A 19,655-nucleotide genomic window follows, 5' to 3' on the forward strand; every position below is an offset into this window, starting at 1 on the left:
GCACTGCGCCGTGTTGCGCGGCGCAGCACGGCCGCAGGCGCGATTGACGCCCTTCGCGGGGCCATGATTCACTCCGGGCTCGGACAGGAGCCCGCATGGCCACCAGCTCAGCTCGCCGCAAGCCGCAGCGCGAACCGATGTCGCGCGTGGACACCGCCTGGTTGCGGATGGACCGGCCGACCAATCCGATGATGATCACCGGCGTGCTGATGTTCGACGAGCCGCTGACCCTGCCTGCGCTCAAGCAACTGGTGCGCAAGCGCTTCCTAGCCTTCCCGCGGTTCCTGCAGAAGCCGGTGGAGACCGCCACCGGCGCCTACTGGCAGCGCGACGACGATTTCGATCTCGACTGGCACGTGCGCCTGTCGGCCTTGCCTGGGCGCGGGCAGAAGAAGGCGCTGGAGCGCTTCGCCGGGCAGATGGCCTCCACGCCCTTGGACAAGACCAAGCCGCTGTGGCAGTTCCACCTGATCGAACGCTACGAAGGCGGCTCGGCGCTGGTGGCGCGGATCCACCACAGCTATGCCGACGGCATCGCGCTGGTGCAGGTGCTGCTGTCGCTGACCGATACCCAGCGCACCCCGGAGCCGTCGGCGCAGCTCGGGCGCGCCTGGCTCAAGGACGACGGCAAGGAGGTGGTGCGCCGGGTCGGCGCGGTGGACCGCTACCTCAAGCTCGGCGGACGCATGCTCGACAAGGGCCGGGCGATGGCGCAGGACCCGAACCTGCCGCAGATGCTGGCGCGCGAAGGCGGGCTGATCGGCCGCGAACTGGTCAATGCGCTGCTGCTGGCCGACGATCCGCCGACGCTGCTGCGCGGCCGCCTCGGCGTCAGCAAACGCGTGGCCTGGGCCGAGCCGCTGGACCTGGACGAGGTCAAGGCGGTGGGCCGCGCCTGCGACTGCACGGTCAACGACGTGCTGATGGCGACCATGGCCGGCGCCCTGCGCGATTACATGCTCGAACGCGGCGAACGCTTGGACGGGGTGACCCTGCGCGCCACCGTGCCGGTCAACCTGCGCCCGCTGGAGCACGCGCGCAAGCTCGGCAACCACTTCGGCCTGGTGTTCCTGGACCTGCCGGTGGGCGAGGCCAATCCGGTGCGGCGCCTGCAGTGCGTGGCCGAGTCGATGCAGCAGCTCAAGCAGTCGCGCCAGGCGATGGTGGTGTTCGGCCTGCTGGCGGCGGTGGGCATGGCGCCGGCGGCGCTGCAGTCGGCGGCGCTGGACCTGTTCAGCCGCAAGGCCACCACCGTGGCGACCAACGTGCCGGGGCCGCAGCAGCCGCTGTACCTGGCCGGCAGCCGCGTGCGCGAGATGATGTTCTGGGTGCCGCAGACCGGCTCGATCGGCGTCGGCGTGTCGATCATGAGCTACAACCACCGCGTGCACTTCGGCCTGATCGGCGATGCGCGGCTGATTCCCGATCCGGATGCGGTGATGCGGCGGGTCGGCGCCGAATTCGAAAAGCTGCTGTACCTGGCGCTGATGGGCGATTGGGAGCAGCCGCTGCGCGCGGCCGACGCCGAAGACCTGCTGCCGTCTTCCTGAACCGGGCGCATCGCGCGCCGGGCTGCGTTCATCCGCGCCTCGCGTGGCCCTGTTTATGCTGCGGCCACGTCAAACCAGGTTCGGAGAGAACATGATGAAAACGACCACCCTTCGCGGCGTGTCCGTGGCCCTGGCCAGTGCGCTGGTGCTGTCCGCCTGCGCCACCGGCGGCTCCTACGTGCAGCGCGACCAGTACGGCAATCCCACCGAGCAGCAGAACCGCACCGGCCGCGGCGCGCTGATCGGCACCGCGGTCGGCGTCGCCGCCGGCCTGCTCAGCGGCAGCAGCGCCACCGAGCGCCGCCAGCACGCGATGATCGGCGCCGGTATCGGCGCGCTCAGCGGCGCGGCGATCGGCAACTACCAGGATCGGCAGGAACGCGCGCTGCGCGAGCGCACCGCCAACACCGGTATCGACGTGCGCCGCGACGGCGACAACATCACCCTCAATCTGCCCGACGGCATCACCTTCGACTTCAACCAGTCCACGCTCAAGCCGCAGTTCTATTCGGCGCTCAACGGCGTGGCCCAGACCCTGGGCGAATACAACCAGACCATGATCGAGGTGGTCGGCCACACCGACAGCATCGGCAGCGATGCGGTCAACCAGCGTCTGTCCGAACAGCGCGCGTCCTCGGTGGCTGCCTACCTGACCGCGCAGGGCGTGCAGCCCGAGCGCATCCAGACCCTGGGCGCGGGCAAGAAGTACCCGATCGCCGACAACAGCACCGAGGCCGGTCGCGCGCAGAACCGCCGCGTGGAGATCCGCGTGGTGCCGCTGCGCGCCTCGGCCGGCTGACCGATCCGCCGACCGCAACGACGAACGGGCCGCACTGCGGCCCGTTCGCGTTTCTGCGCTGCTGCTGCGACGCGTTGTGCGCGGCGCGGCTCAGACCAGTGCCGCGTCCTCTTCGTCCTCGGCTTCCGTCTCCAGCGCCGCCGGCACCGGCGCCGGTGTGGCTGCGACGCGCGGCAGGCTGGCCAGCGATTGCGTGTTCATCGCCACGCCGCTGCACAAAGTGAACTCCGCGCCGTCCTCGGCCTGCTGTGTGGCCAGCTTGGCCGGGCACTGCGCCATCATGTAGCTGACGTCGAAGTTGAGCTTGTCGACCAGGAAGTCGACGAAGGCGCGCACCTTCGGCGAGAGCATGCGCCCGCCCGGGAACACCGCGTTGAAGTCCAGGTCCGGCCCGACCCAGCCGCCGAGCACGCGCCGCGCCTTGCCGGCCTCGATCAGCGGCTTGATCGTCGCGTCGCTGGCCAGCACCAGGCCTTCGCCGCAGACCAGGCCGCCGATCAGCGCCGCCGAATCGTTGGCCAGCAGGATCGGCTGGACCAGGAATTCGCCGCTCTGCTTGCCGTTGCGCAGCGGCCAGCACAGCCGGTTGCCGCCGCCGCGGCCGTTGCTCAGCGCCAGCGTGCGGTGGTGCTGCAGATCGTCCGGATGCAGCGGTTCGCCATGGCGCTCGATGTAATACGGGCTGGCGAAGACCTGGGTGCGGAAGGTGGCGAGCTTGCGCGCGACCATGGTCGAATCCGGCAGCGTGCCCATGTGCAGGGCCACGTCCACGCCTTCGGCGATCGGGTCGACCTTGTCGCTGGTCATGATCATCTCCAGGCGCACTTCCGGGTGCTGGCGGTGGAATTCGCCCAGGATCGGCGCCACCCACGAGATGCCGGCCGAATAGGGCACGCTGAAGCGCAGCCAGCCGCGCGGGCCGGCCTGCAGCTGGCCCACCGCGCTCTCGGCTTCCTCCAGTTCGCGGGCGATGCGCTGGCAATGCTCGTGGTAGACCGCGCCGGCCTCGGTCAGCCCGAGCCGGCGCGTGGTCCGGTGCAGCAGGCGCGCGCCCAGCCGCGCTTCCAGGTCCTGCACCTTGCGGCTGACGGTGGTCTTGGGCAGGCCGAGGGCGTTGGCCGCGGCGATGAAGCTGCCTTGCTCGACCACCTTGACGAAGATCAGGGTGTCGTTGAGATCGTGGCTCATGGCGGTTCCTTGAGGTGGAGACGATTGGACCGATAGCGGGACGATTATTCCCCTTAATTCGGACTAATCAAGTGCGGCTTTGGCGCCTAATTTGTCTGCATTCGCCATCACCGACGGTCTTTGCCCATGTCGATGCGCACTCTGTTCCAGTTTTTCGCCTGCCCCGATCGCCAGCTGCGGCGCCGTTCCGCGCCGGTGGCGACGGCGCAATCCCTTTACCCGAGGGCGTTTCGCGAGTTCACGCCGCCGCCGCGGCGGCAGGGCGGCAGCAGCCTGCGCCTGGGCGCGTCCGGCACCGACCGGCTGGGTCGAATCGCGATTGTCCCGTCAGCGGGAGGAAAAGTCCCGTGAGCGGGATGTTGGCCCCCGAAGTCCTGGTCCTCGGGGGCAGCGGCACGCTCGGGCAGGGCGTGGTCCAGGCGTTGCTGGAGGCGGGCAGCCCGGTGCTGGCAGTGGCGCGCGATCGCGCCCGCCTGGCCGCGCTGCGCGATCGCCACCGCGACGAACCCGCGCTGGACGTGCTGTCCGGTTCGGTCGGCACCGACGCGGCTGCCGCGGCCCTGGTCGCCGAGATCGCGCAGCGGCCGCGGCCGCTGGCCGCGGTGGTCGCTGCCCTGGGCAGCCCGCTGCGCCCCGGGCGCCTGCTGGAGCGACCGCTGGGGGCGCTGCGCCGGCGCCTGGATGCGGATCTGCTGCCGCACCTGGCTGCCGCCCGGCATCTGCTGCCGCTGCTGGCGCAGCACGAGCGCGGCGCCCGCTACGTGCTGTTGGGCAGTCCCTGCGCGCTGCGCGCCTGGTCCGGGCATGGCGACAGTTCGGTGGCGGCGGCGGCGATCCGCATGCTCGCCCAGGTGCTGCACGAGGAAGCCAAGCCGCTGGGCGTGCACGTGCATCTGCTGTCGCTGTCCGCGCCGGTGTGCCGCAGCGACGACGCCATCGGCGACTGCCCGGAGTGGTTCACCACCCTCGGCGTCGGCCGCGCCGTGGTCCACCTGCTGGCCGAACCGCAGCGGCCGGACCGTGCGCTGGTCGAGATCGACCGCCGCCACTTCGCCCAGCCGCGCAGCGCCTTGCTCACCCCCTTGCCGTTTTCCTTCTCCACCCACGAGGTCTCTCCATGAATCCGATTCCGATGCCGTCGCGCCTGCTGCCGGGCGCCCTGCGCCCGCTGGCGGTGGCGCTGCTGGTCGCCACGCTCGCCGCCTGCGGCGGCAAGGCCAACGAACAGGGCGCGCCGCCGCCGCCGAGCGTGGGCGTGGCGCCCGCGCTGCAGAAGCAGATCAGTCAGTGGGACGAGTTCAGCGGCCGCGTCGAGGCGGTCGAGCACGTCGACCTGCGCCCGCGCGTGTCCGGCTACATCGACAAGGTCAACTACGTCGAAGGGCAGGAGGTGAAGAAGGGCGATGTGCTGTTCACCATCGACGCGCGCAGCTACCGCGCCGACCTGGCCCGCGCCGAGGCCGATCTGGCGCGCGCACGCACCCAGGCCAAGCTCAGCGCCAGCGAGGCCGCGCGCGCCAAGACCCTGTCCGAACAGCAGGCCATCTCCACCGAGAGCTGGGAACAGCGGCGCGCCGCGGCCGAGCAGGCACAGGCCGACGTGCTGGCCGCGCAGGCGGCGGTGGACAGCGCACGCCTGAACCTGGAATGGACCCAGGTGCGCGCGCCGATCGCCGGCCGCGCCGGCCGCGCGATGGTCACCGCCGGCAACCTGGTCAGCGCCGGCGACAGCGCCAGCGTGCTGACCACGCTGGTGTCGCTGGACAAGGTGCACGTGTACTTCGATGCCGACGAAGGCACCTTCCTGCGCTATGCGCAGATGGCGCGCGACGGCCAGCGCCCGAGCGAGCGCGACGGCAGCCTGCCGGTGCAGGTCGGCCTGGTCGGCGAGGACGGCTATCCGCATGCCGGCAAGGTCGATTTCCTCGACAACCAACTGGTGCGCAGCACCGGCACCATCCACGTGCGCGCGTTGCTGGACAACGCCGATCGCCGCTTCACCCCCGGCCTGTTCGCGCGGGTGCGGCTGCTCGGCAGCGGCCGCTTCGACGCGGTGCTGATCGACGACCGCGCGGTGCTCACCGACCAGGACCGCAAGTACGTCTACGTGGTCGACAAGGACGGCAAGGCGCAGCGGCGCGACGTGCAGCTCGGCCGCAGCGCCGAGGGCCTGCGCATCGTGCGCAGCGGCCTGTCCGCCGGCGACAAGGTCATCGTCGACGGTGTGCAGAAGGTGTTCATGCCCGGCATGCCGGTGCAGGCCAAGCCGATCGCGCAGATCGCGTCTCCTGCCGCACCGCGTCAGGCCGTCGCTCTCGACTGAGTCGCGGGCGCCGACGCAGCACCGGCCGGGTCATGACCTGCCGGCCGCGCCCGCCGGGCCCGCGATGGCCCGGCGTCGCCACCGGCATGCCTGCGTCCGCGCCCGGCCCCCCGTTTCATCCGTTTCCAGGACCACCACCCATGGACTTTTCCAGATTCTTCATCGACCGGCCGATCTTCGCCGCCGTGCTGTCGATCGTCATCTTCGCCGCGGGCCTGATCGCCATCCCGCTGCTGCCCATCGGCGAATACCCGGACGTGGTGCCGCCTTCGGTGGTGGTGCGCACGGTGTATCCGGGCGCCAATCCCAAGGTCATCGCCGAGACCGTCGCCACGCCGCTGGAGGAAGCGATCAACGGCGTGGAGAACATGATGTACATCAAGTCGGTCGCCGGCTCCGACGGCGTGCTGCAGATGACCGTGACCTTCCGCCCGGGCACCGATCCGGACGATGCCGCGGTCAAGGTGCAGAACCGCGTGGCGCAGGCGCAGGCGCGCCTGCCCGAGGACGTGCGCCGGCAGGGCGTGACCACGCAGAAGCAGTCGCCGACCTTCCTGATGGTGGTGCACCTGACCTCGCCCAAGGGCAAGTACGACACCCTGTATCTGCGCAACTACGCGCGCCTGCACGTCAAGGACGCACTGGCGCGGATCCAGGGCGTGGGCGATGCGCAGGTGTTCGGCGGCGGCGACTACGCGATGCGCGCGTGGCTGGATCCGGAGCGGGTGGCCGCGCGCGGGCTCACCGCCAGCGATGTGGTCGCGGCCATGCGCGAGCAGAACGTGCAGGTCTCCGCCGGCCAGCTCGGCGCCGAGCCGATGCCGGAGAGCAAGTTCCTGACCCTGATCAACGCGCAGGGCCGCCTGCGTACGGAACAGGAGTTCGGCGACATCGTGCTCAAGGTCGGCGCCGACGGCCAGACCGTGCGCCTGTCCGACGTCGCCCGCCTGCAGCTGGGCGCCGGCGACTACACCCTGCGCGCGCAGCTGGACGGCAAGAACGCGGTCGGCATCGGCATCTTCCAGGCGCCGGGCGCCAATGCGCTGCAGATCCGCGACCAGGTCATCGCCAAGATGGACGAACTGACCAAGCAGTTCCCGGACGACGTGAAGTACGAAGCGGTGTACGACACCACCATCTTCGTGCGCGACTCGATCAGCGCGGTGGTCCACACCCTGCTGGAGGCGGTGCTGCTGGTGGTGCTGGTGGTGATCCTGTTCCTGCAGACCTGGCGCGCCTCGATCATTCCGCTGATCGCGGTGCCGGTGTCGGTGGTCGGCACCTTCGCCGCGCTGTACCTGCTGGGCTTCTCGATCAACACGCTGACCCTGTTCGGGCTGGTGCTGGCGATCGGCATCGTGGTCGACGATGCGATCGTGGTGGTGGAGAACGTGGAGCGCAACATCGAGGAGGGGCTGACCCCACTGGCGGCCGCCCACCAGGCGATGCGCGAGGTGTCCGGCCCGATCATCGCGATCGCGCTGGTGCTGTGCGCGGTGTTCGTGCCGATGGCGTTCCTGTCCGGGGTCACCGGGCAGTTCTACAAGCAGTTCGCGGTGACCATCGCCATCTCCACGGTGATCTCGGCGATCAACTCGCTGACCCTGTCGCCGGCGCTGGCCGCGCGCCTGCTGCAAGGCCACGACGCGCCCAAGGACCGCCTGTCGCGCGGCATGGAGCGGCTGTTCGGCGGCTGGCTGTTCCGTCCGTTCAACCGCTTCTTCCACCGCAGTTCCGACCGCTACCAGGGTGCGGTGTCGCGCATCCTCGGCCGCCGCGGCGCGGTGTTCGCGGTGTACGTGGCGCTGCTGCTGGTCACCGGGCTGATGTTCAAGGCGGTGCCGGGCGGCTTCATCCCGACCCAGGACAAGATGTACCTGATCGCCGGCGTCAAGCTGCCGGAGGGCGCCTCGATCGAGCGCACCGACGCGATGCTGCGCAAGGTCGCCACCATCGCCATGCAGACCGACGGCGTGGCGCATGCGATCTCGTTCCCGGGCCTCAACGCGCTGCAGTTCACCAACACGCCCAACACCGGCGTGGTGTTCCTGCCGCTGAAGCCGTTCGCCGAGCGCCACCGCAGCGCGCTTGAAATCAATGCCGAGATCAACCAGCGCATCTCGCAACTGGGCGAGGGCATGTCGTTCGCCTTCATGCCGCCGCCGATCCTCGGCCTTGGCAACGGCAACGGCTACCAGTTGTTCATCGAGGACCGTGCCAACCTCGGCTACGGCGCGCTGCAGAACGCGGTCAGCACCATGCAGGGCGCGGTGGCGCAGACCCCGGGCATGAGCTTCCCGATCGGCACCTACCAGGCCAACGTGCCGCAGCTCGACGCCGAGGTCGACCGGGTCAAGGCCAAGGCCCAGGGCGTGGCCCTGACCGATCTGTTCGACACCTTGCAGACTTACCTGGGCTCGACCTACGTCAACGACTTCAACCAGTTCGGCCGCACCTGGCAGGTGATCGCCCAGGCCGATGCGCCGTTCCGCGAGAGCGTGGAGGACATCGCCCGGCTGCGCACCCGCAACGCCAACGGCGAAATGGTGCCGATCGGCTCGATGGTGACGATCAAGCAGACCTACGGCCCGGACCCGGTGCTGCGCTACAACGGCTATCCGGCCGCCGACCTGGCCGGCGAAGCGGATGCGCGCTCGCTGTCCTCGGCCGAGGCGATGGCCAAGATCACCCAGATCGCCAAGCAGGTGCTGCCCAACGGCATGGAGATCGAGTGGACCGACCTGAGCTACCAGCAGGCCACCCAGGGCAATGCGGCGCTGGTGGTGTTCCCGCTGGCGGTGCTGCTGGCGTTCCTGGTGCTGGCGGCGCTGTACGAGAGCTGGACGCTGCCGCTGGCGGTGATCCTGATCGTGCCGATGACCCTGCTGTCGGCGCTGTTCGGGGTGTGGCTGAGCGGCGGCGACAACAACGTGTTCGTGCAGGTCGGCCTGGTGGTGCTGATGGGCCTGGCGTGCAAGAACGCGATCCTGATCGTCGAGTTCGCCCGCGAACTGGAACTGCAGGGCAAGGGCATCGTCGAATCGGCGCTGCAGGCCTGCCGCCTGCGCCTGCGCCCGATCGTGATGACCTCTATCGCCTTCATCGCCGGCACGGTGCCGCTGGTGTTCTCGCATGGCGCGGGCGCGGAAGTGCGCTCTGCCACCGGCATCACCGTGTTCGCCGGCATGCTGGGCGTGACCCTGTTCGGTCTGTTCCTCACCCCCGTGTTCTATGTCGCCCTGCGCAAGCTGGCCGGGCGGCCGCTGGTCTCGCATGCGCCGGCCCACGCCGACGCGCCGGCGCACGGCTGATCCTTTTCCCATCCTTCTCAGGAGTTTCGCAATGAACGCAGCACACAAGATCGCCCTGGTCACCGGCGCCACCCGCGGCATCGGCCTGCACACCGTGCGGCAGCTGGCCGAAGCCGGCGTGCACACCCTGCTGGCCGGGCGCGACGCCACCCGCGCCAGCGCCGCGGCCCTGGAACTGCAGGGCGAGGGCCTGCCGGTGGAGCCGTTGACCCTGGACGTCACCGACGCCGCCAGCATCGCCGCCGCAGTGGAGACGGTGCGCGCACGCCATGGGCGGCTGGACATCCTGGTCAACAACGCCGGCATCCTGCGCGACGACCCGCGCCTGAGCGTGTCGCAGCAGAGCCTGGAGACCTGGCGCGAGACCTTCGACACCAACCTGTTCGGCCTGATCGCGGTCACCCAGGGGTTCCTGCCGCTGCTGCGCGAGGCGCCGGCCGCGCGCATCGTCAACGTCTCCAGCGTGCTCGGTTCGCTTGCCCTGCACAGCCAGCCCGGGTCGCCGATCTACGACTTCAAGGTGCCGGCCTACAACGTGTCCAAGAGCGCGGTGAATGCCTGGACCATCCAGTTGGCGTACGAACTGCGCGAGACCCCGATCAAGGTCAACACCATCCACCCCGGCTACGTGAAGACCGACATGAACGCGGGCGAGGGCGAGCTGGAAGTAGCCGACGGCGCGCGCAGCAGCGTGATGATGGCGCTGCTCGACGCCGACGGCCCCACCGGCAGCTACACCCATGTCGGACAGGTGCTGCCATGGTGATCCGTCCCGTCTTCGGCGCACTGGCGCTGGCGCTGCTCAGCGCCTGCGCCAGCGTCGGCCCCGACTACCGCGTACCGGCGCAGCCGCCGGTGACCCTGCAGGGCGCCGCGTCGCCGGTGTTCGCGACCGACTCGCCGGTCGCGTCCTGGTGGGCGCAGTTCGACGACCCGGTGCTGGAACAGCTGGTGCACGACGGCCTGGTCGCCAACCTGGACCTCCGCCTCGCCCTGGCGCGCGTGCACGAGGCGCGCGCGGTCTTCGCCGAGCAGCGTCTGGACCAGGCGCCGCATGTCACCGCCGGCGGCGACTACACCCGCGGCAAGGCCCCGGACGCGGACGCCGGCGGCGCGCGCGTGCTCACCGAAAGCTACCGGCTCGGCTTCGATGCCGCCTGGGAGCTGGACCTGTTCGGGCGCCAGCGCCGTGCCAGCGAAGCGGCGCGTGCGAACCTGGAAGCCGAACAGGCCGGCCTGGCCGACGCCCAGGTCACCGTGGCCGCGGAGGTCGCGCGCAACTACTTCGCCCTGCGCGGCACGCAGAAGCGCATCGCCCTGGCGCGGACCACGCTGGACAACCTGCGCGACACCCAGCGGCTGACCGAGACCCGTTGGCGACTGGGCGCCGGCAGCGAACTGGATGTGCAGAGCAGCCGCGCGCGGCTGAAGGCGATCGAGGCCGACATCCCGCTGCTGGAAGTCGATGCCGCACAGGCGCGGCACCGGCTGGCGGTGCTGCTGGGCAAGCCGCCGGGCGCGCTCGACGCACTGCTGGCGCCGCAGCCGACCCCGGCCTATGCGCGGGCCTTGCCGCTGGGCGATACCACGCAGTTGCTGCGCCGGCGTCCGGACGTGCGCAGCGCCGAACGCCGTCTGGCGGCGGCGACCGCGCGCGTCGGCGTGGCCACCGCCGACCTGTTCCCGCGGATCAGCCTGTCCGGTTTCGTCGGCTTCCTGTCCGGCGATGCCGGCGCCTTGTTGCACGGCCGCAGCAAGGCCTGGTCGCTGACCCCGTCGATCCAGTGGGCGGCGTTCGACATCGGCAGCGTGCGGGCACGCCTGCGCGCGAGCGAGGCGCAGGCCGACGGCGCCGCGGCCGACTACGAGAAAGCCGTGCTCGGCGCACTGGAGGACACCGAGAACGCCTTGACCGCCTATGCCCACGAACAGGCGCGGCTGGCGATCGTGGCCGAACAGACGCAGGCGGCGCAGCGTGCCGAGGCGTTGGCGCAGATCCGCTATCGCGAAGGCTCGGAGGATTTCCTGACTCTGCTCGATGCGCAGCGCACGCAACTGACCGCCGAGGCGGCCCTGGCCGACGCCGAAGCGGCGGTGAACATCGGCGTGGTGCGGGTGTACAAGGCGCTTGGTGGTTGGGGGCAGGACGCGGGCACGGAGGCTGGAAGGGATGTCGCGACCACCGCGGTGGCGGCGTCCGCAGTGCAGGCGCGCTGAGCAGAGCGCTGCACATGTCGCGGTGCGGGCCGACCGTTCGCACCGCGGCGCCTGGTCGGCACCGCTCGTCATGTGCTCTCGCCGCCATCCGGCCGCGTCCCAGGTTTGTCTGCAGGAGCGGCGTCAGCCGCGCCGGGCGTTCCCGCTGAAGCCCGGCGCGGCTGCATGGCAGGCGACTCCCGCAATGGCTTGCGGCGAGCCCTGCGGGTGCATTGTGGGAGGGATTTCAGTCCCGACGCATTGCGCCATCGGAACGCACGCCACTTCGCCCCGCATCACAGTCGATGCCCACAGGATGCTTCCCGCCATCAGAGCGGCCCTTGGTGATGGCGACCGGACCGAAGACCAGCCGGGCATGCGGCAGATCGCTGCTGGTGCTGGTCGCTCAGTCCTGCGCCACGTCCTCGGCGATCACATAACGGTCGCGGCCGTTGTTCTTGGCCTGGTACAGCGCGGTGTCTGCGCGCGAGAACCAGTCGTGCCACTGCACCTCGTCGCACAGCATCGCCGCACCCAGCGACACGGTGATGGTGCCGTTGGGGCCGCGCAGCGCAGAGCGGGTGGCATCGTGCAGGCGCCTGGCGAAGGCGGACAGTTCGGTCGCGGACTGCAGCCGTGCCACCACCACGAACTCCTCGCCGCCGAACCGGAACACCTCGTCCGGCGCACGTACCTGCGCGCGCAGCAGCGCGGCCAGCTCGGCCAGCACCCGGTCGCCCTCGGCATGGCCGTAGAGGTCGTTGACCTCCTTGAAGTGATCGATGTCGAGCACGATCAGCCCATGCCGGCGAGTCGCACGACGCGGATCGGCCACCCGTTGCGACAGGCTGCGCTCGAGCATGCGGCGGTTCGGCAGCCCGGTCAGCGAATCGTGCGACGCCAGTTGTTCCAGCTGCACGCGATCGCCTTCCACCCGCAACGCGAGCATGTAGCCCAGCCCGGTGATCAGCAACGACACCGAGATCATCGAAAAGAAGTGCTCGGCACCCAGGGTGCTCGGGGTCACCACCAGCAGCACCGCGATCAGAGTGGCATTGCAGGCCAGCGCGACATGGCGCGTCACCACGAAGAAATTGCTCATCATCACCAGGTACAGCCACGGCACCGCGGCGTGGCGCAGTGCATGGCAGGCCAGGGCGCTCCCCAGCAACCAGCTCAGCGACAGCAGCGGATCCATGCGGCCGTCGCCACGGTGCAGCGCCAGCCAGGTCGCCAGCGCGGCCAGGCCGGCCAGCGCGGCGCCGGCCAGTGCAGTCAACGGCGCGCCGATCGCCATCTGATAGACGGCGAACAGCAGCAGCACCCCGGCCGTGGACGGACCGAGTGTCTTGATGATGCCGAGCCGGAAGTGCCGACGCAGGGTCAATCCGGCGCTCACGGGGCTGGACTCCGGAGCGGCGCAAGTTCATTGCAGGCGGGCTGGCGAGGGCGGGCAACGAACATGGCGACGTCAGGATGGCGAAGAGGTGTTGCGGTGGTAGAGGCAAGTTCCATGCCTGAGGTTCTTTTGTGGTGAATATCCCGAAGCTGACCGCGGCGCAGCGGGATTGCCGACACGCATGGCATCACGACGACATCGCATTGGCGGAGGGATCGGCGTCGCGCCGATCAACCTGCGCCACGCGGCAGACGTTGTCTGGCGGCGGGTGGTACAGCGCTGTTGCGAGGACGCTCGCGCCTGCCTCTACCCGCCGGAGAGGGTGGCGCGCAGCGCCGGATGAGGGCACGGGCGAAACGGGGCGCTAGCCGGGCGAACCGTACTATCGTCGCGTGGGGGCGGCGCGGTGCGTAAATGGACCCAGCGCTGCCCTGACGGGCTGTCTCAGCACCGCTACCGTCGCCGGCACAATGGGATGAGCAAGATGAGCCTGCCAGGAGGCGGGTTACGCTTCGCTGCCGTCGATGGCCTTCAACCCCTTCTGGCTGAGCGCCAGATCGCCGTCCTCGCCTTGCGCCGCGTAGTCCTCGCGCACCGCCCAGGTCGCCTCGGCTTCGCTGACCGGGGTGGTGGCATGGATGTCCTGCAGGATACGCAGTTGTTCCTGGGTCAATGGCATGGGGAGTGTCCGAATCGAGGAGGGCGTCTGCCACCGTACAGACCGGCGGTGACGGGTATGTCGGCGCGTCGCCGATGCCGCCATCGCCAGTGCCCGCCTAGGCGCTCTTGGCGGCGGCGCGGTTGGCATGCGCCGTCATCGCACGGCAACGACGCCGCCGACATCATTTCGCAACGCCTCAAGGACGCCGGCGTAACGGACACGGACGCATGATGCGCCTACCAGCTGTGCGGCCGGGGCGATGCCTGGGGCTGCTTCAAGGATGCAGGCATCCGCGGCTGGACCACTTTCTTCGCGCACCGGCAGGTAGATCGCCTGCTGGTGCGTTGGCATGTCAGCTGGCGCTGCGCAAGGCCATGCGCGGCCTGCCGCGCATGGTCGCCTCAGGCGCTCCTGGGTGCCGAACAGCCGTGCATCGTGCATCGTCCGGAGCAGGTGGAGCAACGCCTAGTGCCGAGGCATTGGGAAGGGCGACCTGATCAAGGGCGCGTTCAACCGTTCTTGCGTGGGCAGGCTGGTGGAGCGCAAGGCCCGGCTGGCGGTGCTGTGCGAGAGCAGGGGGCACGGCCGGCCTCGGAATCCTCAGGTCCCCCACGTATGCTCCGGCTCCTGCGCGTCGTCCACACCCGCCTGGCATCCAGTCGTTCTAATTGGCTAATTCAACGGCCTTTACCGGCTTGTACGCGGCTCCGTCTCCTTCCAGGATGACTTTGACCTTCATCTGGAGGATTTGTGCGGTTTGCGCCAGTTTCAGAATGTTCTGGCCTGCAATATCTCCGCAATACCACTCTCCGCCCTGGAAGTTATGTCCTGTGGGTGACCCCGCGATCTGAAAGAAACAGGTGCTCCCGGTATTGTTCGCCTTGACATTTCTCAGGTATCCGGTTTCGGTATATTCGCCTGCCATTGCATTCAGGCTCAATGACGAAAGGCAGATTGCGATTGCAAAGGCTGGGGGCTTGATTTTCATTGTCGTGCTCCTGTTTTTTCGTGTGGGTCCACTAAAACGAACGACTGCAATGCGCAGACTCGTGTGGGGTGTGGACATCTGTTTGGTTTGTGGCCGTCTACAGTATTTTTGGGGGGGGCATCAGATGGAACGTGCACCACCCACTCTCCCGGCAAGCGCAATGCCCGCTGGGTAAACGGTGGTTCGATTTTTCAGGGAAATACTGTGCTGGAGACGGACGTCGGTATGTCGATGGTCAAAGTATAATGCTGGATATTATTTGTTTGTCATAGAGCCTTTTGATGATTTCGTACCTGGGGCATGAATGCGAGGATGCTCTCGATCTGCTCGATGCCGGGAAGCCGTTCGCCGCGTCGCAGACGAAGCGCAGCGGTAGTTCCATCGCATGCTCATTTAGCGCCAGTACCACCTGGCTCGCTGGCTCGTCTACCACCAGGTATGGTGAGTCGCTGGGCTGTTCTCCATCGAAATCAGCGTTGAAAGCGTCCGAAAGATTCCATCGATCCTCCCAGAAGTCGTTCGAGTACAGCACCGAGTCTTCGTCATCGTAATAGTCGTCGACCATCTCTTGGTTGAGCTCGGCGTGACTGATGACTCTGCCGAAAGGAAACCCATCGACCGCCACATATTCGGACATGCCGTCATAGTCGATGATGAGTTGATTGATTCTTTGCCATTCCGGGGAGCCCGCCACATGGCTGTCGCGGACTCTTTGCAGGGAGGACGAAACACTATAGAAATTGCTGCCCGGCATGATCATGTAGATCCATGCGCTCTGATCGCTGCCGACCATGCTCAGGCAATGGTTGACGACTGCTTTCAAATCCGAGCTCGTCGACACGAAGGCGGAGGTATAATGCTCGACACTTTCTCCGGTGAAGTGATGGGCGAGGTCGTAGTCGCGGATTCTGCCGTTGTTGTGCGGATAGAACCCGCCGGCTTGTTGAATTTCATCGGGTGACCGCGTATCGCATCTGAAAAGAAAATCTGGTGGGTCGTTTGCCCAGGCCAGTGAAGGACAGATGATGAGACAGAATAGACAGAGCAGATTTTTCAATTCCAGAACTCCAGCAGATTTCTCAAGGCGATGGCTCCATAGGCGATGAATATGGAAATGATTGTATTTATTGAATATGTACAATTATTAAACTCGCCAATGAAAATAGGCGAAAACTCATTGGCATTTGCGATTGGGTTTTCATATTCAGCCCCATGGGCAGGCAGTTCCATGCCCCCGGCCTTGATGGTGTAGGGGGCGCGCCTGCTTCCCTCGCAACGCGGACAGCGCTTGGCTCGGGAAATCGTCGTTCATGCTCGCGTCCTGTCGCATCCGATCGAATGCCCCCGAGAGTGCTGCAGCGGCACGCGAGGCAGCCAGACGGGCGACATCGCCCATCGGTAGAAAACGAGGTGCACCAAGTGGCTCGGGCCAGCGAGGGTCCGAAGATCGGTGGGAGCGAAGATGCGCGCCTATGGCACAGCCGGGCGGCGCAGAAAATAAGGCTTCGGCACGGGGTTTGATCCCTCGTTTGATACCTGGACCAGGCTCAAATCGATCATCAAACCCCGGGCCAAACCTTCGCAAGATCATGCACTTGGTGCTGTTTCTCGCGGTTGGATGGTGGAGGTGGGCGGAATCGAACCGCCGTCCGAAGGCACTCCATCCCCGGCACTACATGCTTAGCTCATCGTTGGATCTCGCCCCGGAACAGCACGATGTGCGAAGCGCATCCCGGGACCAGCCTGCTTGATTTAGCCAATGGCTGACAGGCAGCCACCACCGGCGATTCCGTGATAATGACCCTACGTCGCGAGCACGGACACAAGCGATTTCGGGGCTAGGCCTTAAGCGGCCAGTGCGTAGTTGTCGTCGTTGGCAACTATAAGTTTGCGGCTGGATTTACGAGGAAAGCTGCCCCCTCGGCATGCGCCAAGCGATTTTGCAACCCCCGTCGAAACCAGTGCACCCCCGGGGACAACGTCAAACGCTGACCCGCACAGTGTAGGGATCGGGGAGGCCAGTCACAAGCCTTGAGACGGGCCCCGCTTAAGCTGGCTTCACTGCGACGCCGGCCCTGTCACGCCGCCGTCCCCCAGGCATTCCCCCAGGCATGGAGCAGCGCAATGGCAAGCAGACAGCCGCGTGGCCGCAGCAACGGGCGTACGCCCAAGGCTCCTGTCACGTCCTCGACGTCCACCCCCGGCAAGGCGCCGGCCAAGGCGCCGGCGAGATCTGCCGCCAAGCCGACAGCAACAGCGCGCAAGACGCCAGCGGGTGGTACGCGGGCTGCCAAGGCGGCGAAGAAGACGACGCCGGCATCGGCAGCTCCATCCACGAAGGGACCTGCATCGGCAAGGCCGGCAGCACCGTCCAGATCCAACGCCGCGGCTCCCGGCGCCAGCAGGCCTGCCTCGGCGACGCTCGCCGCCGCGCCACCGGCGGGCACCGCGCTGCGGCCCAAGGCCACCGGCGAAGGTTCGCTGGCGCAGGGGCGGGCACGCACGGTCGTCTACATCCATGGCATCGGCAACAAACCGCCGGCCGAGGTGTTGCGCTGCCAATGGGATCGCGCGCTGTTCGGTCGCGCGATGGGCGAGCGCACGCGCATGGCCTACTGGGTCAACCGCGAACGCTATCCGTCGCCGGAACCGGGCGATTGCCAGGACCAGGACCGCGGCCCGGTGTTGAACCAGGCCGAGCAGCGCGTGCTCAGCGCACTCGGCGTGGCCCCGCAATTGGCCGATCTGCGCCAGCTCGCCGACACGCTGGCCGCCAGCGAGGCCGAGCGCGCACGGCTGCACCAAGTGCTGGACGAGGTGGAGGCGGCGGCGCCGGCACCGGCGGCTGCAGCCGCCGACGTGCACGCGCAGGGCGTGATCGACGTGCTCAACCGCGCACTGCTGAAGCTGATCTCCGCAGCGCTGCTGCAGGACGTGCACGACTTCTTCTTCGTGCCGGCGCGGCGCACGCAGATGCGCGAGAGCCTGCTGCAGCGCATCCGCGCCGGTGGCGGCCCGTTCGTGATCATCGCGCACAGCCAGGGTTCGCTGATCGCCTACGACGTGCTGCGCGAACTGCAGCAGCAGGACTGCGAGGTGTCGCTGCTGCTCACGCTCGGCTCGCCGCTGGGGCTGCCGGTGGTGCGCAGCATGTTCAAGGAGTGGACCGGCACGCCGAAGCTGCCGTTCCCACCCTGCGTGGCGCGCTGGGTCAACGTCGCCGAGCGGCGCGACCCGGTGGCCCTGGACGACGATCTCAGCGACGACATCGCCGATGCCGGCGGGCGCTTCCACAACATCGCCGGGTCGAAGATCAATCCGGATTGGCAGCACAACCCGCATTCGGCTGCCGGCTACCTGTCCATCCCCGACGTGCGCGCCGAGGTGCGGCGCGCGGTGGGGGTGGGCTTCGACCAGCCGATCGCGCATCCGGTGCTGATCAAGGACCTGTCCGACCAGTTGGAGGCGCGCGCGCCGGATTACCGGCATGAGGTGCTGATCGAACTGGAGCGGTTGTCCGAGGCCGGCGATCCGGCGCAGCGCAAGCATGAGCTGATCGCTGCGTTGCGCACGCTCACCGAGGCCTCCACCGGCCTGCATGGCGAGGCGCTGGATGCGCAGATCGAACTGGAGGACACGCTGCAGCGCTACGTGTCGGCGCGGTTGACCCGGTTCGAGATCGAGAGCCTGCGCGATCGCTATCGCGACCTCAATCTCAAGCGTTTGTGGCGCGATGCGGGCAAGCGCGCGCTGATCTACCAGTCGCGCAGCACGATCCAGGTGGACGCGGCACAGGTGGCCTATCGCGCGCTCGGCAGCGGCATCGGCTGGGCGGTGCTGGACAGCGGCATCGCCGCGGCGCATCCGCACTTCCATACCACCGGGCAACCGGCGACCGTGCTTGCCCAATGGGACTGCACCCAGCGCGGACGCCCGCGCGCGTTGCGCCCGGGCGAGGCCGGCTTCGACACGCTCGACGGCAATGGCCACGGCACCCACGTGGCCGGCATCATCGCCGGGCAATGCGAGGCGCCGCTGCCCGGTTTGCCGACCACTGCGCCACTGCAGTTCGCTGGCATGGCGCCGCTGGCGCGGCTGTACGGGCTGAAGGTGCTGGACGACGACGGCAACGGTCGCGACTCGTGGATCATCAAGGGCGTGCAGCAGGTCGCCGAGCTCAATGAGTGCGCCGGCGAGCTGGTGGTGCACGGTGTCAACCTGAGCCTGGGTGGCTACTTCGACGCCGAGAGCTATGGCTGCGGCTTCACCCCGCTATGCAACGAGTTGCGCCGGCTGTGGCGACAGGGCGTGGTGGTGGTGATCGCGGCCGGCAACGACGGCCTGGCCTGGCTGATGCAGGGCGATGGCGAGGCTTACCCGCTGAACCTGGACCTGAGCATCGGCGACCCGGCCAACCTGGAGGAATCGCTGGCGGTGGGTTCGGTGCACAAGAGCAGCCCGCACAGCTACGGCATTTCGTACTTCTCTTCGCGTGGCCCGACCGCCGATGGCCGCTACAAGCCGGATCTGGTCGCGCCGGGCGAAAAGATCCTGTCGGCGCACCACGGCTATGCGCTCGAGGATCCCGGCACCTGGATGGTGGAGATGAGCGGCACCAGCATGGCCGCGGCGCATGTGTCGGGGTTGATCGCCGCCTTTCTGTCGGTGCGCCGCGAGTTCATCGGTGCCCCGGATCGGGTCAAGCAACTGCTGCTGGCGCAGTGCCTGGACCTGCAGCGCGATCGCTACATGCAGGGCAGTGGGCTGCCGAGCTTGATGCGAATGCTTGGCGGGACGTGAGTGGGGCGGGGATGATCAGCCATTCGGCTGCTGAAAAGTCGGGGATTCGGGATTCGGGATTCGCAAACGGCGGTTCCCTGGGCAGCGCGGTCTCCCGTGTGGGAGCGGCTTCAGCCGCGACGCGGTGAGGCCGGGATTTGGGGGCGGGGATCGAGGGGCGAAACAGGCTCGGAGGCCGCATCGCCTTTCATGTCGGAATCTGCTTTCGCCGCAACGGGTGACTGCCGATGTTTCCGGATGAGGGCATGAAACGGGCTGCGCGTCTTCTGCGGCCGGTGCGACCGAATCACGTCGCGTTCCGACTTCATCGCGTCGCGGCTGAAGCCGCTCCCACAAGGGCATCCATGCACCGCGGTGCGCTCTTGCGGCTGTCGTGCCAAGGCGTTGTGGCGTCGCACTTGCGGCTGAGCTTGTGGGAATGGGAGCTGCGGTTGCGACTC

Annotated in this window: 16 protein-coding genes, 1 other RNA gene and 1 pseudogene; 10 read left to right on the forward strand and 8 right to left on the reverse strand. The window is 68.0% G+C overall.

Going from position 1 to position 19,655, the window contains the following annotated elements; all coding sequences use genetic code 11:
- Positions 1–95: 95 nt before the first annotated feature.
- Positions 96–1,550, forward strand: a complete 1,455-nt coding sequence (locus SLW52_RS12240; protein ID WP_017909015.1) for a wax ester/triacylglycerol synthase family O-acyltransferase — start codon at positions 96–98, stop codon at positions 1,548–1,550.
- A 91-nt stretch (positions 1,551–1,641) separates the two neighbouring features.
- Positions 1,642–2,349: an OmpA family protein gene (locus SLW52_RS12245; RefSeq protein ID WP_198526544.1), complete on the forward strand. Its 708-nt coding sequence runs from the start codon at positions 1,642–1,644 to the stop codon at positions 2,347–2,349.
- Between the two features lie 90 nt (positions 2,350–2,439).
- Here SLW52_RS12245 and SLW52_RS12250 read toward each other — a convergent pair whose 3' ends face one another.
- Entirely contained in the window at positions 2,440–3,537 is a 1,098-nt protein-coding gene (locus SLW52_RS12250; RefSeq protein WP_043092204.1) for a LysR family transcriptional regulator, read from the reverse strand.
- A 126-nt stretch (positions 3,538–3,663) separates the two neighbouring features.
- Here SLW52_RS12250 and SLW52_RS12255 point away from each other — a divergent pair, with 126 nt between their 5' ends.
- The 6 genes from SLW52_RS12255 (at position 3,664) to SLW52_RS12280 (ending at position 11,388) form a co-directional block, all read left to right on the forward strand.
- Positions 3,664–3,888, forward strand: coding sequence for a hypothetical protein (locus tag SLW52_RS12255; RefSeq protein WP_017912790.1), 225 nt, complete (start codon positions 3,664–3,666; stop codon positions 3,886–3,888).
- Positions 3,885–4,658, forward strand: a complete 774-nt coding sequence (locus tag SLW52_RS12260) for an SDR family oxidoreductase (protein ID WP_267085539.1) — start codon at positions 3,885–3,887, stop codon at positions 4,656–4,658. The genes SLW52_RS12255 and SLW52_RS12260 overlap by 4 nt, the downstream gene beginning before the upstream one ends.
- Positions 4,655–5,860, forward strand: coding sequence for an efflux RND transporter periplasmic adaptor subunit (locus tag SLW52_RS12265; RefSeq protein WP_267122405.1), 1,206 nt, complete (start codon positions 4,655–4,657; stop codon positions 5,858–5,860). The genes SLW52_RS12260 and SLW52_RS12265 overlap by 4 nt, the downstream gene beginning before the upstream one ends.
- Before the next feature lie 140 nt (positions 5,861–6,000).
- Entirely contained in the window at positions 6,001–9,171 is a 3,171-nt protein-coding gene (locus SLW52_RS12270; RefSeq protein ID WP_017909474.1) for a multidrug efflux RND transporter permease subunit, read from the forward strand.
- A gap of 31 nt (positions 9,172–9,202) precedes the next feature.
- A complete protein-coding gene (locus SLW52_RS12275) occupies positions 9,203–9,937 on the forward strand; it encodes an SDR family oxidoreductase (RefSeq protein WP_017909475.1) in 735 nt (244 codons plus the stop codon).
- Positions 9,931–11,388 carry an efflux transporter outer membrane subunit gene (locus tag SLW52_RS12280; protein WP_320740464.1) on the forward strand — a complete coding sequence of 486 codons (1,458 nt, stop codon included), beginning with the start codon at positions 9,931–9,933 and terminating at the stop codon, positions 11,386–11,388. Before SLW52_RS12275 ends, SLW52_RS12280 begins: the two co-directional genes overlap by 7 nt.
- Before the next feature lie 385 nt (positions 11,389–11,773).
- On the opposite strand, the gene SLW52_RS12285 is transcribed toward SLW52_RS12280, so the two are convergent.
- Together SLW52_RS12285 and SLW52_RS12290 are read right to left on the reverse strand one after the other, a co-directional pair.
- Positions 11,774–12,766: a GGDEF domain-containing protein gene (locus SLW52_RS12285; RefSeq protein WP_052250742.1), complete on the reverse strand. Its 993-nt coding sequence runs from the start codon at positions 12,764–12,766 to the stop codon at positions 11,774–11,776.
- Between the two features lie 505 nt (positions 12,767–13,271).
- Entirely contained in the window at positions 13,272–13,445 is a 174-nt protein-coding gene (locus tag SLW52_RS12290) for a hypothetical protein (RefSeq protein WP_167336246.1), read from the reverse strand.
- 423 nt (positions 13,446–13,868) lie between these two features.
- On the opposite strand from SLW52_RS12290, the pseudogene SLW52_RS12295 reads away from it, so the two are divergent.
- Positions 13,869–13,998 (forward strand): annotated as a pseudogene (locus tag SLW52_RS12295) (IS30 family transposase); the annotation flags it as partial.
- 93 nt (positions 13,999–14,091) lie between these two features.
- On the opposite strand, the gene SLW52_RS12300 reads toward SLW52_RS12295, so the two are convergent.
- From SLW52_RS12300 to SLW52_RS12320, 5 genes are all read right to left on the reverse strand, one after another.
- Complete coding sequence (locus SLW52_RS12300; RefSeq protein ID WP_152182078.1) at positions 14,092–14,415, reverse strand: hypothetical protein; 324 nt, start codon at positions 14,413–14,415, stop codon at positions 14,092–14,094.
- Positions 14,416–14,650: 235 nt separating this feature from the next.
- Positions 14,651–15,472: an enterotoxin A family protein gene (locus SLW52_RS12305; protein WP_167336245.1), complete on the reverse strand. Its 822-nt coding sequence runs from the start codon at positions 15,470–15,472 to the stop codon at positions 14,651–14,653.
- Complete coding sequence (locus SLW52_RS12310; protein ID WP_267085543.1) at positions 15,469–15,645, reverse strand: hypothetical protein; 177 nt, start codon at positions 15,643–15,645, stop codon at positions 15,469–15,471. The genes SLW52_RS12305 and SLW52_RS12310 overlap by 4 nt, the downstream gene beginning before the upstream one ends.
- A 389-nt stretch (positions 15,646–16,034) precedes the next feature.
- Positions 16,035–16,386, reverse strand: a transfer-messenger RNA (tmRNA) gene (gene ssrA / locus SLW52_RS12315).
- Positions 16,387–16,493: 107 nt separating this feature from the next.
- Positions 16,494–16,919 (reverse strand): hypothetical protein, encoded by a 426-nt coding sequence (locus SLW52_RS12320; RefSeq protein ID WP_267100482.1) that lies wholly within the window; start codon positions 16,917–16,919, stop codon positions 16,494–16,496.
- Positions 16,920–16,965: 46 nt separating this feature from the next.
- Here SLW52_RS12320 and SLW52_RS12325 point away from each other — a divergent pair, with 46 nt between their 5' ends.
- Positions 16,966–19,215: a S8 family serine peptidase gene (locus SLW52_RS12325; protein ID WP_320740524.1), complete on the forward strand. Its 2,250-nt coding sequence runs from the start codon at positions 16,966–16,968 to the stop codon at positions 19,213–19,215.
- Positions 19,216–19,655: the final 440 nt, after the last annotated feature.

The organism is Xanthomonas sp. LF02-5, assembly GCF_034105325.1.
GTDB classification, from domain to species: Bacteria; Pseudomonadota; Gammaproteobacteria; order Xanthomonadales; family Xanthomonadaceae; genus Xanthomonas_A; species Xanthomonas_A sontii.

Bases quoted from the DNA above. Each gene is read 5' to 3' on its own strand.
- SLW52_RS12240 (WP_017909015.1), top strand. From the start codon at position 96: ATGGCCACCAGCTCAGCTCGCCGCAAGCCGCAGCGCGAACCGATGTCG.
- SLW52_RS12270 (WP_017909474.1), top strand. From the start codon at position 6,001: ATGGACTTTTCCAGATTCTTCATCGACCGGCCGATCTTCGCCGCCGTG.
- SLW52_RS12310 (WP_267085543.1), bottom strand. From the start codon at position 15,645: ATGGAACTGCCTGCCCATGGGGCTGAATATGAAAACCCAATCGCAAAT.
- SLW52_RS12250 (WP_043092204.1), bottom strand. From the start codon at position 3,537: ATGAGCCACGATCTCAACGACACCCTGATCTTCGTCAAGGTGGTCGAG.
- SLW52_RS12280 (WP_320740464.1), top strand. From the start codon at position 9,931: ATGGTGATCCGTCCCGTCTTCGGCGCACTGGCGCTGGCGCTGCTCAGC.
- SLW52_RS12275 (WP_017909475.1), top strand. From the start codon at position 9,203: ATGAACGCAGCACACAAGATCGCCCTGGTCACCGGCGCCACCCGCGGC.
- SLW52_RS12265 (WP_267122405.1), top strand. From the start codon at position 4,655: ATGAATCCGATTCCGATGCCGTCGCGCCTGCTGCCGGGCGCCCTGCGC.
- SLW52_RS12245 (WP_198526544.1), top strand. From the start codon at position 1,642: ATGATGAAAACGACCACCCTTCGCGGCGTGTCCGTGGCCCTGGCCAGT.
- SLW52_RS12300 (WP_152182078.1), bottom strand. From the start codon at position 14,415: ATGAAAATCAAGCCCCCAGCCTTTGCAATCGCAATCTGCCTTTCGTCA.
- SLW52_RS12255 (WP_017912790.1), top strand. From the start codon at position 3,664: ATGTCGATGCGCACTCTGTTCCAGTTTTTCGCCTGCCCCGATCGCCAG.
- SLW52_RS12290 (WP_167336246.1), bottom strand. From the start codon at position 13,445: ATGCCATTGACCCAGGAACAACTGCGTATCCTGCAGGACATCCATGCC.